Here is a 13,567-nt window from a genome sequence, read left to right on the forward strand (position 1 = left end):
TTATCGGACGCAGGCGACGGGCTGCAAAATCGTCAGCAGATTTGCATTGTCACACACCAGCGAATCCAGCGTGATTTCGTCCAGCGAGGCATAAAAGACCTCGGCCGCGTCCCGCAGCGCAAGGCGCAGCCGGCAGGCGTTGGTGAGCGGGCATGTATTGTCGGCATCCGCAAAGCACTCGGCAATCGGCAAGTCGCCCTCGATATGTCGAAAAACCGAACCGATCCGTATCTGATCAGCAGATCTAGCGAGTACCATACCACCATTGCGACCGCGATGAGTGCTCAGATAATCTAACTGGCTGAGTTGGTTGATCACCTGCGCCAAGTGGTTTTCCGAGATATTGCAGGCCTTTGCGATCTCGGATTTGGTCACCAACCTGTCTGGATTTGCTGCACAATACATCAGTAGGCGCACAGCAATATTTGTCCGCTTGGTTATCCGCATGTTTGCCTCCCTAAGTTCAACATGCTGCCTTATTGCATGTTGGGCAAAAAAGCGGTTTGACATACATCAATTCCCGGTCAGAAGTGATCCCGCATGGCAGACCCCTATTTCTTTGGCTACGGCAGCCTCGTGAACCTCGCGACCCACGATTTCCCCGACCCGCATCCTGCGCAGTTGAAGGGATGGCGGCGGGCCTGGCGGCATACCGATTTGCGCCCGGTCGCTTTCCTGACCGCCATTCCGGATCCCACTTCTGAAATCGACGGCATGATTGCCCATGTCCCGGGAAATGACTGGGACGCGCTGGATCAACGTGAGTGGGCCTACGACCGCGTTCCAGCGACTAAGGCCGTCACCCATTCTCTGCCACACGAGGTTGAGATCGCTGTTTATGCCGTACCTGATGACCGTCAATCCGCGGCCAGCCGGCGCCACCCCCTGCTGATGAGCTATATCGACGTGGTTGTGCAAGGCTATTTGCGTGCGTTCGGGTCCGAGGGCGCCGATCGCTTTTTTGCTACCACTGATGGCTGGGACGCCCCGATCCTGAATGACCGGGCAGAGCCGCGGTATCCGCGCCACCAGGCATTGAAACCAGATGAGACTTGTTTTGTGGATGATCGGCTGAAGCGAATAGCAGCCCAGATCGCAGAGACCTAATAGAAAAATGGCGCGGCCAGCAGACCACGCCTTATCACAATCTAAGGCACTAAGATCAGCCGCGCGCGCGGATCACCTGCAGAAGGGGCAACAGGGTTGCCATCTCGGGGCCGCGCTCCATCCCTGTCAGTGCCTTGCGCAAAGGCATGAACAGACTCTTGCCCTTGCGGCCTGTCGCGTCTTTCACCGCGCTGGTCCACTGCCCCCAGGTCGCGCCGTCGAACGGGCCTTCTGGCAACAACGCCACAGCCTCGGTGATGAACTCTCGGTCTTCATCGGCAATCAGTGGTTCGGCACCGTTAAGGCACAGCTCCCACCACCCTTTCAGGTCTGCCAGAGTGGTGATGTTCTCGCGGGCCATGGCCCAGAACGGTTCGGCCAGTTCGGCCGGTACGCCCGCATCTGCCACAGCATCCGCAACGTCGGCCAATGACAAAGATTGCAGGTGTTTTGCCGTCAACGGAAACAGGTCCTGAACGTCAAACTTGGTCGGCGCGGCACCAAAACGACCAATGTCAAATCCATCGATCAGCTCGGCCATCTCTGTCCGCAACTCAACCGGGTCGGATGAGCCCAGACGCGCCATCAAGCTGAGCAATGCTAACGGCTGTACGCCCTGCTCACGCAGATCACGCAGAGCCAGCGTGCCCAGTCGCTTAGACAGCGCCTCGCCCTGGGGGCCGGTCAGCAGAGAATGATGTGCAAAACGCGGGCAAGTACCGCCCAACGCTTGGATGATCTGAATCTGCGTCGCAGTATTGGTTACATGGTCCGAGCCACGCACCACATCGGTCACACCCATTTCGGTATCATCGACCACCGACGCAATCGTGTACAGAACCTGACCGTCGCCCCGGATCAGTACTGGATCCGACACCGAGGATGCATCAATCGAGATATCGCCTAGAATACCGTCGGTCCACTCGATCCGTTCATGATCCAGCCTAAAGCGCCAGACACCGTTGCCACGTTCTGCCCGCAGCGCGTCTTTCTCGGCGTCGTTAAGGTTCAATGCTGCGCGGTCATAAACCGGCGGCTTGCCCATATTCAGCTGCTTCTTGCGCTTGAGGTCCAGCTCGGTCGGGGTTTCGAAGGCTTCATAGAACCGGCCCATCTCCCGCAGCTTGTCGGCTGCCTCAGCATAGCGGTCCAGACGCTCGGACTGTCGTTCGACCCGGTCCCAATGCAGGCCCAGCCACTCGAGGTCCTGTTTGATGGCATCGACATATTCTTCCTTCGACCGCTCGGGGTCTGTGTCGTCGATACGCAGGATGAACGTGCCGCCAGCCTTGCGGGCAATCAGGTAGTTCATCAGCGCTGTGCGCAGGTTGCCCACATGGATGTAACCGGTGGGTGACGGGGCGAAACGGGTGGTTGTCATAGGAGTCTCCTGTTGGCGCGGCTCTTCTCACAGGATGGGCAAATTGTCCAGCCACCGCACCGGTTCACGCCAACGTCAGGTGGCAATCCTCGGGCGATACCCTATCTTCAAAGTGCTGGCACACACAGGGAGATCTCAAAATGACCGTTACACTAACTCGTAGGGCCGCACTGGGCGCGGCGGCAGCATTGCCTTTTGCATCAGCTGCTACCCCCATCCTGGCTGCAGCAAGCGATACCAAAGCGAATTCAACCATCGCGAAGTCGTTCCAGCTGGGCGATTTCACCGTAACAACTCTGCTGGATGGCAGCCTGCCGCGCGATGGCGCCAAAGAGATTTTCGGCGGCGGCGCCACGGATGAGGAATTTGCAAACGTATCGGCCCAGAATTTTATTCCTGCCGATAAAGCCCAGTTCTTTTTCACACCAACGCTGGTCAATACCGGATCTGAACTTGTGCTGTTTGATACTGGCCTTGGGCAAGGCGGCATTCAGGCGGCATTGGCAGATGCAGGCGTGAACCCGGATCAAATCGACGTCGTCGTCATCACCCATATGCACCCTGACCATATTGGCGGCATGACCACAAATGACGCGCCAACCTTCCCGAATGCGCGCTATGTCACCGCATCATCCGAGTATGACTTTTGGGCCGCGCAGGATTCCGGCAATCGGGTCGGCGATCTGGTCGCCGCCAAAGTGACCCCAATGGCCGAAAAGATGACCTTTGTCGGCGATGGCGGCGAGGTTCTGTCCGGAATAACCGCCGTTTCAGCGCATGGGCATACCCCCGGACACACGGTCTTTCATCTGGAAAGCAACGGTCAACGTCTGGTGCTGACGGCCGATCTGGCCAATCACTATGTCTGGTCCTTCGCCCAACCCGAGTGGGAAGTGAAATTCGACATGGACAAAGCCGCAGCCGCCGCTTCTCGGCGTAATGTGCTGGGAATGCTGGCGGCGGACAAAATCCCGATGATCGGATATCACATGCCCTTCCCTGCCGCCGGTTTCGTCGAGACGCGCGGCGATGGGTTCCGATTTGTCCCGGTCAGCTATCAGATGATGGGTTAACGTCTAATACCCCAGGTCCGGCCGGATTTTCGACCCGTCCGTAAAGCGGGACAGGCGGAAAACGGCCGGATTAACACAGGGGACATTGCCCGAGACCAGATCAGCCATCAGCCGCCCGGCACCGGGCCCGATTCCGAACCCATGACCCGAGAAACCCGTAGCGATGAACAAGCCGGGCCTGTGGTCCACGTGCGAGATGATCGGGATCGCATCCGGCGTTACATCAATCATCCCTGCCCAGCTTTGAACGATTTCAACCTGCTTTAGCGCGGGAATACCACTGATTGCGCTTTTCCAAGCCCGCCGCAACACCCGGAGCGATGGTTCGGGATCCAGAGTGCGGCAAAGTTCGAACGGTGTCACATCCGTGGGCAACCACCTCCGATCTTGTCGCGCCTCTTCGGCCCACCGCTTCGACACCCGAAACCGCAGCGACCGCCACTCCTGGCGAAACGCAGGAAGAAATTGCCACGCCAGACGAAGGCTATCCGGCACGATATCAACGGTGTTTTCGTGCCCGGACGCAATCGTATACCCTCCGTCGTCCCGCTTGCGTATTGCAAAATTGTCCGACCACAAGGCAGCCTCAGGACCGGAAACCGGAGAGGTTCGGAATACGGTGTTCAGCACCTTCAGTTGTGGAAAATCAACTCCGGCATTCCCTGCAAACAAGCGCGACCACGCACCGCCCGCCAGTACGACATTGCCGCAGGCCACGCGACCGCGTTCTGTGAAGACACCGACGACACGGTCCGCCTCTGTATCCAGACAGCGCACTGCACAGTTGGTCATCAACAGGGCCCCCCGGTCACGCGCAGCTTCGGCGATTGCGGGTGCAGCCCATTGCGGTTCCGCCCTACCGTCTTGCGGCATAAACAATGCGCAATCCAACCCCGTCTGATGGTCTGGCATAAGTTCCGCCAACAGAGCCCCGGACACCATCCTTGCCCCAGTATTCAACCCCTCCACATGGCGAAGCCAGCGTTCAAGATTGCCCTGTTCCCGCTTGCCAGAGGCGCCAAACAGGATACCGGCCTGTGTGAAACCTGTCTTGCGCCCAGTGCGTTGATCGAGCTGCGCCCAGATACGCTGTGATTCCTGCATCAGCGGGATTTCCCGAGGATCGCGCATACCCAAACGCACCCATCCCCAGTTCCGTGAACTCTGCTCGGAGGCAATTTGTCCCTTTTCGCACAGAAGGACAGACATTCCCCGCTCTGACAGTTCGAGGGCGGTTGATGCCCCAATAATTCCTCCACCAATGACAACAACATCAGCGGCTTTTGGCAGCTTTAGATCTGGTTCAACAGCATTAGGCTTGGGGCCAGGCATCAACCGCTCATAATTCATTGCACGGACCGCAATGAAGGCGCGGGATCAGGACAGACGCAACAGAAGAAACTTCGCTTCAATGACTATTGCTCAGGCCTGTGACCATTCGGCCAACGTGGCAAGCCAGCGCATCTAATTCAGGATTTTGAAAACTTCAGGCCGCGCCGCACAATTCAGCCAGTTTCTGACGCAAAGAGGTAGCGATACCGCCTTCCGGCACCTCGGCTTCTGTTTCCAGAAACTGCGCGCCGGGGCCCACCGTCGTGGATTCCTCTTTGGGCACCTCTTCATTTAACAAATTGGCAATGGCAGCATCTACCTTTGCCTCATCCAGAGACCGACCTTCGGATTGCATAGACCGCCATTTTGGCGGTGAATGAAGCGGTTTATCGTATTCATCGTACATAATGGCACCAAATCGTTAACTCAGACATCCAATTTCGGACGCGTCGCTAAAGACCGAAGGGAAAGCTCATAAACACCTATTTCCCACAATGCGTCGCATCCGCCCCACATGGGGCAACAATCAAGCTAAAATGTGGCAAAAAAAAGACCGAGCATCAAGTGGGGCTCGGATACGCCCAAGAAAATCTAAGCCGCTGCACTCAAAAACAAAAACAGTTCCAGTAGAAAGCGACTATTGCCTAAAAATTGGAAACAGTTTTCGCGTCAGAATGGTGATTCCTGTAAGGCGTCAGGTCCTGTCGCGCCAACGATTCACGATAGGATACCTACGATCCAGCCAGAATGCCCGCTTGGTCAAACGTGTCCCCGGGGCGGACTGAAACCGTTTGTATTCGCTGATATAGACCAAATGTTCGATCCGGCGCGCAACGGCTTCTTCGAACCCGGCGGCCACGCAATCCGCGATCGACCCATCCTGATCAACCAATATATCCAGAATGGCGTCCAGAACCGGATAATCCGGCAGGCTGTCACTGTCCTTCTGGTCTTCGCGCAACTCGGCACTAGGAGGTTTGTCGATGACCGAGGGTCGGATGACCTCACCCTCGGGGCCTTTCATCCAGCCGCGATGATTGGCATTGCGCCAGCGGCAGGTCTCGAACACGCGGGTTTTGTACAGGTCTTTGATTGGATTATAACCACCGTTCATATCCCCATAGATCGTGGCATATCCAACGGCGACTTCGGATTTGTTACCTGTGGTCAGCAGCATCTCGCCGAACTTGTTCGACAGGGCCATCAGCAACAGCCCCCGCAGGCGGGACTGGATGTTTTCTTCGGTCAGATCTTCGTCTCGCCCGGCAAACAATGGGGCAAGCGTATCCGTGATCGCCGCGCGCCCCTGTGCAATAGGGACGAAATCATAGTGAACACCCAACGACTTAGCCACCGCTTCGGCATCATCCAAAGAATCCTGGCTGGTATATTCCGACGGCAACATCACGCAGCGAACATTTTCAGCGCCAATCGCATCCACCGCTATTGCCGCGACAAGGGCTGAATCAACGCCGCCAGAGAGACCCAGAACACCCTTTTTGAACCCGGTTTTGGCCATGTAATCACGCAGAGACTGGACCATCGCGCGATAGTCCTGCTCCCACGCATCTGGCTGCGGCACAATCTCGTCCGGAATTATACGCCAACCTGCATCGCCGCGTTCAAGATCCACATGCGCTATCGCTTCGTCGAACACAGGCATTCGGAATGCCAGTTCTCCGCCTGGATTCAACCCGAAGGTCGCCCCGTCAAAGACCTGATCGTCCTGCCCTCCGACCATGTTCAGGTAAATCAGCGGCAATCCGGTCTCAACCACGCGCGCCACCATATGGTTCAGGCGCACATCATATTTGTTTCGGAAATAAGGCGAGCCGTTGGGGATCAGCAGAAACTCGGCTCCTGTCTCCTCCAGCGTCTCGGCAACATCCGGATGCCAGCTGTCTTCGCAGATCGGGCTGCCGATCCGAGAGTTGCCAACCGAATAGGGACCGCCCAGCGGGCCGGAATCATATAGGCGCACTTCGTCAAAGACTGTCTCATTCGGCAGGTGATGTTTCAGCACTTTACTGCTGATCCTGCCGTTCTTGAGGATGAGATAGGCGTTATACAGCCGGTCATCTTCGAACCACGGCCCACCGATCGCAATCGCAGGTCCATCGGCGCAACGTTCCGCAAGCGCCTCAACAGCTTTCATTGCGGCTTTGTGGAACGCGGGCTTGATCACAAGGTCCTGCGTATTATAGCCGGTGATGAACATCTCGGGGAAAGCAACAAGTTGGGCACCGGCCTCGCGCGCCTGTTCCCACGCAGAAAAAGCCTTGGCCGCATTGCCTTCCAAATCCCCGACAATGGGATTGAGTTGCGCCAGAGTGATACGGAAACGGTCGGCCATACTGCCCTCTTGCCCTCGTCTGTCCTATTGCCATTTACCAGATCGCACCGCGAGTGAAAGACCAATAAGGCAAAAGCCGTTGCCCTGCCTGCGTCGGTATCCTAGTTTTGCGCAAAAGCACGATGCTCGCGCAGACAGGACCAAACATGAACGTTTTTCGCACTTCAATCGCCGCAGTTGCATTGACCCTGTCAGCGCTGACCGCCTTCGCCCAGAACGATCAGGTAGTCGTGGCCGATGACGAAGTGGGCGGCGTATACGAAGGCACGTTCCTAAATGGCCTGCGGCACGGAACCGGCACCTACCAGTTGCCGGATGGTTTCGAATACGAAGGCGAATGGATCGAAGGCGAAATTCAGGGTCAGGGTATCGCGCGCTATGCTAACGGGTCGATCTATCAGGGCGCCTTTGCCAACGGTCAACCCGAAGGGTTCGGAACGATCATCTATGCTGATGGTGGCAGCTATGAAGGGGAATGGGCCGATGGCTCGTTCAACGGCCAAGGAGTCGCCGTCTATGCCAACGGAGCGAAATACGAAGGTGGGTTCAAGAATGCCCGGCACCACGGCAAAGGCACTCTGACCGACCCGACCGGAGAGGTCTACGAGGGCGACTGGGTCGACGGGGTCAAGCAGGGCAAAGGCAAGATCACCTCAGCCAAAGGCAACGTGTATGAGGGCGACATCAAAGACGGCAAGCGTCATGGCACAGGTAGCCTGACACGGCCGGAAGGTATGAGTTATACGGGTGACTGGTCCGAAAATCGCATGACCGGAAAAGGCCGTCTACTGCAAGCCAATGGCGATTTGTATGAAGGCGACTTTTTTGATGGGCGCCGACAAGGCAAGGGCAAGGCAACCTATGCCAGTGGCGCCATTTACGAAGGTGACTATCACGATGATCGCCGCCACGGCAAAGGCCGTTTTCTGGGCACGGACGGGTTTGACTATACTGGTGAATGGAAAGACGGCCAGATTGAGGGCCTCGGAGAGCTGACCTATCCTGACGGTTCGACCTATGTCGGTGATTTCAGTGCAGACCTGCCCCATGGCAAAGGAATGCACACCTATCCTGATGGCCTGATTTACGACGGCGACTGGATCGCCGGCGTCTTCGAGGGTCAGGGCAAGGCCACTTACCCAAACGGCGCCATCTACGATGGGCAGTTCAAGAACGGTCTGAACCACGGCACCGGTGTTCTGACATTTGCAAACGGGTACAAATATGAAGGCGATTGGGTCGACGGTGCGCGCCAGGGCGAGGGCACAGCCAGCTTCCCGGACGGAACGACCTACAAGGGCGATTTCAAAGATGGGCAGCGCCACGGGCAAGGATCGATAACCACACCGCGCGGCTTCACCTATACAGGCGGTTGGGTCGAGGGGAAGATCAGCGGCACCGGAACCGCTACCTATGCGACTGGTGACGTGTACGAAGGTGGGTTTTTGGACAACAAACGCCACGGTGACGGCACGATGCGCTATGCAGACGGCAAAGAAGAAACCGGCGTCTGGGAAAACGGTGTTCTGCCGGGTGAAAACACCAGCGAGCCGCAGGAGAGTGCTCCGGCAGACGACAGCGCGACAACGGCAACCAGCCCTGCCTCTGACGGTTAGCGGGTCTCACCACGGCACAGGTTTTCCAGCCCAGTCGAAGAACCCGCCCGTGTCTGCGGGCACAAGCGCCTTGGCGACGCTCAGCAGGTTTCGCGCGGCTTCATCCGATTCAACGGCCGGGTGTCGCCCGACATATTTGCGCGTGAATTCTGTACGCACTGTGCCCGGATGCAGGGCCACACAGATCGCCTGTTTGTGGGTGCGGGCCAGCTCAATCGCGGATGTGCGCACGATCTGATTGGCCGCCGCTTTTGCGGCCCGATAGCTGATCCATCCCCCCAGCCGATTATCTCCGATTGATCCGACGCGGGCGGACAACACCGCCACAACCGATCGCCTGTCCCGTGGCAACAGCCGCGCGGCCTGTGACAGCACAAGGGCCGGGCCAACCGCATTCAGGGCAAACTGGTCCATCATTGCTTGCGCTGAAATTGATCTGATGGACTTCTCTGGCTGTGCACCATTAATTTCCAAAGCACCCGTCGCAACGAAGATCATGTCAAACGGGCATTGCAATGCTTCCAGAGCCGGGCCGACAGCTTCGACATTCGTGAGGTCGAAACCATCAGCAGAACGCGACAAGGTGGTTACGTCTACGGATTGCATGGTCAACAGCCTTTGCAGCGCGGCACCGATACCACCCGAGGCACCTATGATGAGAGCTTTCTCCATTCCGGATCAACTAGCGGTCTTCACTCGGCAATCAACCGTCACGATTCGTGCAGGTTTTGACGTCTGCATGAAATTCCTACTTTTCATTCCCCGCATGCGCTGTATAAGCTCAACCCCATGATCAACCGCGCAGATATCCTTGTTGCCGACACCGCCCCCTGCGGTGCGTCTCTGCGGGGCCTACTGATCCTAATCCGCCTCTGAGCGTGCCACCCGGCGCGCCCGCTCAGAGGAGGACGCCCGCGCGCCATAGGCTTTAGGACAGAAGAAGAAAGAGAATCCCATGACCAATGTGACCGACCAAGACCGCGTCTTGATCTTTGACACCACTTTGCGCGACGGCGAGCAGAGCCCCGGCGCGACCATGACCCATGCCGAAAAGCTGGAAATCGCGGAACTGCTGGACGAGATGGGTGTCGACATCATCGAGGCCGGTTTCCCGATCGCATCAGAAGGCGACTTCAAAGCCGTCAGCGAGATTGCCGAGCGATCACAAAACAGCCGCATCTGTGGGTTGGCCCGTGCGAATTTCGCTGATATCGACCGCTGCTGGGAGGCGATCAAACACGCTGGCAAGAACCGCATCCACACTTTCATCGGCACTTCTCCACTGCACCGTGCCATTCCGAACCTGACCATGGACGAGATGGCCGACAAGATCCACGAAACCGTCAGCCACGCCCGCAACCTGTGCGAAAATGTACAGTGGTCGCCGATGGATGCGACCCGGACCGAGTGGGATTATCTGTGCCGTGTGATCGAGATCGCGATCAAGGCCGGTGCCACGACGATCAACATCCCCGACACTGTCGGTTACACGGCACCTGTCGAATCCGCTGACCTGATCAAGCGCCTGATCGAAACGGTTCCGGGCGCGGATGAGGTGGTGTTTGCCACCCATTGCCACAACGATCTTGGCATGGCGACGGCGAACTCACTGGCGGCTGTCGCTGGTGGTGCGCGTCAAATCGAGTGCACCATCAATGGCCTTGGCGAGCGTGCGGGCAATACTGCGCTGGAAGAAGTTGTGATGGCGCTGCGCACCCGCAATGACATCATGCCGTGGCATACCGGCATCGACACCACCAAGATCATGCATATCTCGCGCCGGGTTGCGACGGTTGCGGGCTTCCCGGTTCAGTTCAACAAAGCCATTGTCGGCAAGAATGCCTTTGCGCATGAAAGCGGAATCCATCAGGACGGCATGCTGAAGAACCGAGAGAATTTCGAGATCATGCGCCCTGAAGATATCGGCCTGTCGGGCACCTCTCTGCCGCTTGGCAAACACTCGGGCCGGGCTGCGTTGCGCGACAAGCTGGAAACGCTCGGTTATGAGGTCGGTGACAATCAGCTCAAGGACATCTTCGTGCGGTTCAAGGATCTGGCCGACCGCAAGAAAGAGGTTTTTGACGACGACCTGATCGCGTTGATGAGCCAGGATGATGAGGCCGACGATCACCTGCAGTTGGTTTCGATGAAAGTCACCTGCGGCACCGGCGGTCAGGCGGAATCGACGGTCGAGCTGGAAGTGGATGGCAAGGACATTGTCGCCACCGAACATGGCGACGGTCCGGTCGATGCCACCTTCAAAGCCGTTCGCCGAATCTATCCCAACACCGCCCGCCTGCAACTGTATCAGGTCCATGCTGTGACCGAGGGTACTGATGCGCAGGCAACCGTATCGGTTCGGCTGGAAGAGGACGGCATGATCGCCACCGGTCAGTCAGCGAATACCGATACGGTCGTGGCATCCGCCAAGGCCTATATCCACGCACTGAACCGCCTGATCATGCGCCGTGAAAAGGCCGGGCCAGGTGCAGACACGCGTGAAATCAGCTATAAGGACCTGACCTGACCGCCAGATGAAACTCCCAAGGGCTCCCGCACCCGCGGGTGCCCGGCTATGCCGGACGCCCTTGCGGCTTTGGGCCCGGCAGCGCGCCTGCGGCGCGCTGCCGGGCCCAACACGTTTGATGGCATCTTTAGATGCTGGCAAATGGGGCGGGAGAACCCTGTGGTCCGAAATCAGACTGGCGTCACAGCCCTTTGAACAGCTCTGACAGACGGTCCATTTCATCTTGGATGCCAAAGGGCGCGTTCAGCAGGAACATCCCTGATCCGACCATTCGATGACCTTCCCGCGCAGGTGCAAACCGGACTTCATGACAGATCGCCTTGGGAAAGCCCTGCGCCTTCAACGCGGCAACCATCGGGGCCTGACGTTGATCGGTCAGGATCGGATACCACAGCGCGATGACGCCCACATTCCATTTACGGTGCAGTTTTGAGATCACGCCCGGTAGCCGGTCATAATCCGCCTTCACCTCATAGCTGGGATCAATCAACAGCATCCCGCGCCGCGGCGTTGGTGGCAGCAAAGACTGCGCGAGCTCATACCCGTCCTGTTTGTACTCCTTTGCCCCAAAGGGGGACATGGTCATCGACAATGCCGCGTATTCCTGCGGGTGCAGCTCTGCGAAATGCAGACTGTCCTGATCCCTCAGCAGGTTGGCCGCGATCAGCGGTGAACCGGCATAGCTGTTTTCCCCGTGCCGTTCATGGACCTTGGCCAACGCCAGAGACAATGGATGATCTGCTGGGAACCACCCTTCGCGCTGCGCTCGCTTGATACCTACGGCTGCCTCGCCTGTGCGCACGGCTTCTGCTGCGTCTAACTGGTACAGGCCACGCCCGGAATGGGATTCCAGATAGGTTACCGGCTTATCTTTTCGCGTCAGATAGTCCAGTACCCATGCCAAAAGAGCGTGCTTTTGAACATCGGCCAGATTCCCGGCGTGGTAAATGTGTTGATAAGAGAGCATGTTGCCTTCTAAAGTCCCTCTCAATAAGGCGGAAAGGTGCTGAGTTACGCGGAATCAGCCCTTTTACCGGGCGAGATGGCACCCTATAAGACATCCGTCCCGGAACCGTCGAGTCGCGGGCAGTAGAAATTCTGACGAACGGGATCAGTACAACATGGGCATCTTTGGCAATCTGGGCGGCTTGTTCTCAGCGGACATGGCGATCGACCTCGGAACAGCAAATACGCTTGTTTATGTCAAAGGGCGCGGTGTGATCCTGTCGGAACCTTCAGTTGTGGCTTACCACGTCAAGGATGGGGTTAAGAAAGTCCTCGCCGTCGGTGAGGATGCCAAGCTGATGCTGGGCCGAACCCCTGGTTCGATCGAAGCAATCCGCCCCATGCGCGAAGGCGTGATTGCGGATTTCGACACCGCTGAAGAAATGATCAAGCACTTTATTCGTAAGGTGCATAAACGCTCCACATTCTCAAAGCCCAAAATCATTGTCTGCGTCCCCCATGGTGCTACGCCTGTTGAAAAACGGGCCATTCGCCAATCGGTTATGTCCGCAGGCGCTCGCCGGGCGGGCCTGATCGCCGAACCCATCGCTGCGGCTATTGGTGCAGGAATGCCCATCACTGACCCGACCGGCAACATGGTCGTGGATATCGGCGGCGGCACCACCGAGGTTGCCGTTCTGTCGCTGGGCGACATCGTCTATGCCCGTTCGGTCCGCGTCGGCGGAGACCGGATGGATGAGGCGATCATCTCATACCTGCGCCGCCAGCAGAACCTGTTGGTGGGTGAATCCACCGCCGAGCGGATCAAAACCACCATCGGAACCGCCCGTATGCCTGATGACGGGCGCGGCCAGTCGATGCATATCCGTGGCCGCGATCTGTTGAATGGCGTGCCCAAAGAAATCGAGATCAGCCAGGCGCAGGTCGCCGAGGCTCTGTCGGAACCGGTTCAGGCTATCTGCGAAGCCGTTATGACCGCACTTGAAACCACGCCGCCTGATCTGGCCGCAGATATCGTGGACCGCGGCGTCATGCTGACCGGTGGCGGTGCTTTGTTGGGCGATTTGGATTTGGCACTGCGGGAACAGACAGGTCTGGCCGTGTCAATTGCTGATGAAAGCCTGAACTGTGTGGCTTTGGGCACCGGCAAGGCACTGGAATACGAAAAACAGCTGCGCCACGCGATTGACTACGAAAGCTAAGGCGCGCACC

12 protein-coding genes are annotated in these 13,567 nt (G+C 57.7%); 5 read left to right on the forward strand and 7 right to left on the reverse strand.

Translation table 11 applies throughout. The annotated features are described in order from the left end of the window. A complete protein-coding gene (locus AC2FH2_RS05690) occupies nucleotides 1-447 on the reverse strand; it encodes an RrF2 family transcriptional regulator (protein ID WP_142635622.1) in 447 nt (148 codons plus the stop codon). A 93-nt stretch (nucleotides 448-540) separates the two neighbouring features. On the opposite strand from AC2FH2_RS05690, the gene AC2FH2_RS05695 reads away from it, so the two are divergent. Then, entirely contained in the window at nucleotides 541-1,107 is a 567-nt protein-coding gene (locus AC2FH2_RS05695) for a gamma-glutamylcyclotransferase family protein (protein WP_496823125.1), read from the forward strand. Nucleotides 1,108-1,162: 55 nt separating this feature from the next. On the opposite strand, the gene gltX is transcribed toward AC2FH2_RS05695, so the two are convergent. Next, nucleotides 1,163-2,488: a glutamate--tRNA ligase gene (gene gltX / locus AC2FH2_RS05700; protein WP_496688920.1), complete on the reverse strand. Its 1,326-nt coding sequence runs from the start codon at nucleotides 2,486-2,488 to the stop codon at nucleotides 1,163-1,165. 140 nt (nucleotides 2,489-2,628) lie between these two features. Between gltX and AC2FH2_RS05705 the strand changes: the two genes are divergently transcribed. Beyond that, complete coding sequence (locus AC2FH2_RS05705) at nucleotides 2,629-3,561, forward strand: MBL fold metallo-hydrolase (protein WP_496823126.1); 933 nt, start codon at nucleotides 2,629-2,631, stop codon at nucleotides 3,559-3,561. A gap of 3 nt (nucleotides 3,562-3,564) precedes the next feature. Here AC2FH2_RS05705 and AC2FH2_RS05710 read toward each other — a convergent pair whose 3' ends face one another. The 3 genes from AC2FH2_RS05710 to AC2FH2_RS05720 all read right to left on the reverse strand — a co-directional run bounded on the left by AC2FH2_RS05710 (nucleotide 3,565) and on the right by AC2FH2_RS05720 (nucleotide 7,246). Beyond that, complete coding sequence (locus tag AC2FH2_RS05710) at nucleotides 3,565-4,893, reverse strand: NAD(P)/FAD-dependent oxidoreductase (protein ID WP_496823127.1); 1,329 nt, start codon at nucleotides 4,891-4,893, stop codon at nucleotides 3,565-3,567. A 154-nt stretch (nucleotides 4,894-5,047) separates the two neighbouring features. After that, nucleotides 5,048-5,299: a hypothetical protein gene (locus tag AC2FH2_RS05715; RefSeq protein ID WP_496691760.1), complete on the reverse strand. Its 252-nt coding sequence runs from the start codon at nucleotides 5,297-5,299 to the stop codon at nucleotides 5,048-5,050. Between the two features lie 288 nt (nucleotides 5,300-5,587). After that, nucleotides 5,588-7,246 (reverse strand): NAD+ synthase, encoded by a 1,659-nt coding sequence (locus AC2FH2_RS05720; RefSeq protein WP_281995373.1) that lies wholly within the window; start codon nucleotides 7,244-7,246, stop codon nucleotides 5,588-5,590. A gap of 146 nt (nucleotides 7,247-7,392) precedes the next feature. On the opposite strand from AC2FH2_RS05720, the gene AC2FH2_RS05725 reads away from it, so the two are divergent. After that, complete coding sequence (locus AC2FH2_RS05725) at nucleotides 7,393-8,862, forward strand: MORN repeat-containing protein (RefSeq protein WP_142635608.1); 1,470 nt, start codon at nucleotides 7,393-7,395, stop codon at nucleotides 8,860-8,862. 6 nt (nucleotides 8,863-8,868) lie between these two features. On the opposite strand, the gene AC2FH2_RS05730 is transcribed toward AC2FH2_RS05725, so the two are convergent. Continuing rightward, on the reverse strand, nucleotides 8,869-9,534 hold the full coding sequence (locus tag AC2FH2_RS05730) for an SDR family NAD(P)-dependent oxidoreductase (RefSeq protein ID WP_496688925.1): 666 nt from the start codon (nucleotides 9,532-9,534) through the stop codon (nucleotides 8,869-8,871). Between the two features lie 283 nt (nucleotides 9,535-9,817). Here AC2FH2_RS05730 and AC2FH2_RS05735 point away from each other — a divergent pair, with 283 nt between their 5' ends. Then, nucleotides 9,818-11,389, forward strand: a complete 1,572-nt coding sequence (locus AC2FH2_RS05735) for a 2-isopropylmalate synthase (protein ID WP_281972513.1) — start codon at nucleotides 9,818-9,820, stop codon at nucleotides 11,387-11,389. A gap of 181 nt (nucleotides 11,390-11,570) precedes the next feature. Here the strand turns inward: AC2FH2_RS05735 and rlmJ are convergent, their stop codons facing one another. Continuing rightward, complete coding sequence (gene rlmJ, locus AC2FH2_RS05740) at nucleotides 11,571-12,356, reverse strand: 23S rRNA (adenine(2030)-N(6))-methyltransferase RlmJ (protein ID WP_496823128.1); 786 nt, start codon at nucleotides 12,354-12,356, stop codon at nucleotides 11,571-11,573. A gap of 154 nt (nucleotides 12,357-12,510) precedes the next feature. Here rlmJ and AC2FH2_RS05745 point away from each other — a divergent pair, with 154 nt between their 5' ends. Then, nucleotides 12,511-13,557: a rod shape-determining protein gene (locus AC2FH2_RS05745; protein WP_142635599.1), complete on the forward strand. Its 1,047-nt coding sequence runs from the start codon at nucleotides 12,511-12,513 to the stop codon at nucleotides 13,555-13,557. Nucleotides 13,558-13,567: the final 10 nt, after the last annotated feature.

It is taken from the genome of Ruegeria sp. YTSA105 (assembly GCF_059610225.1).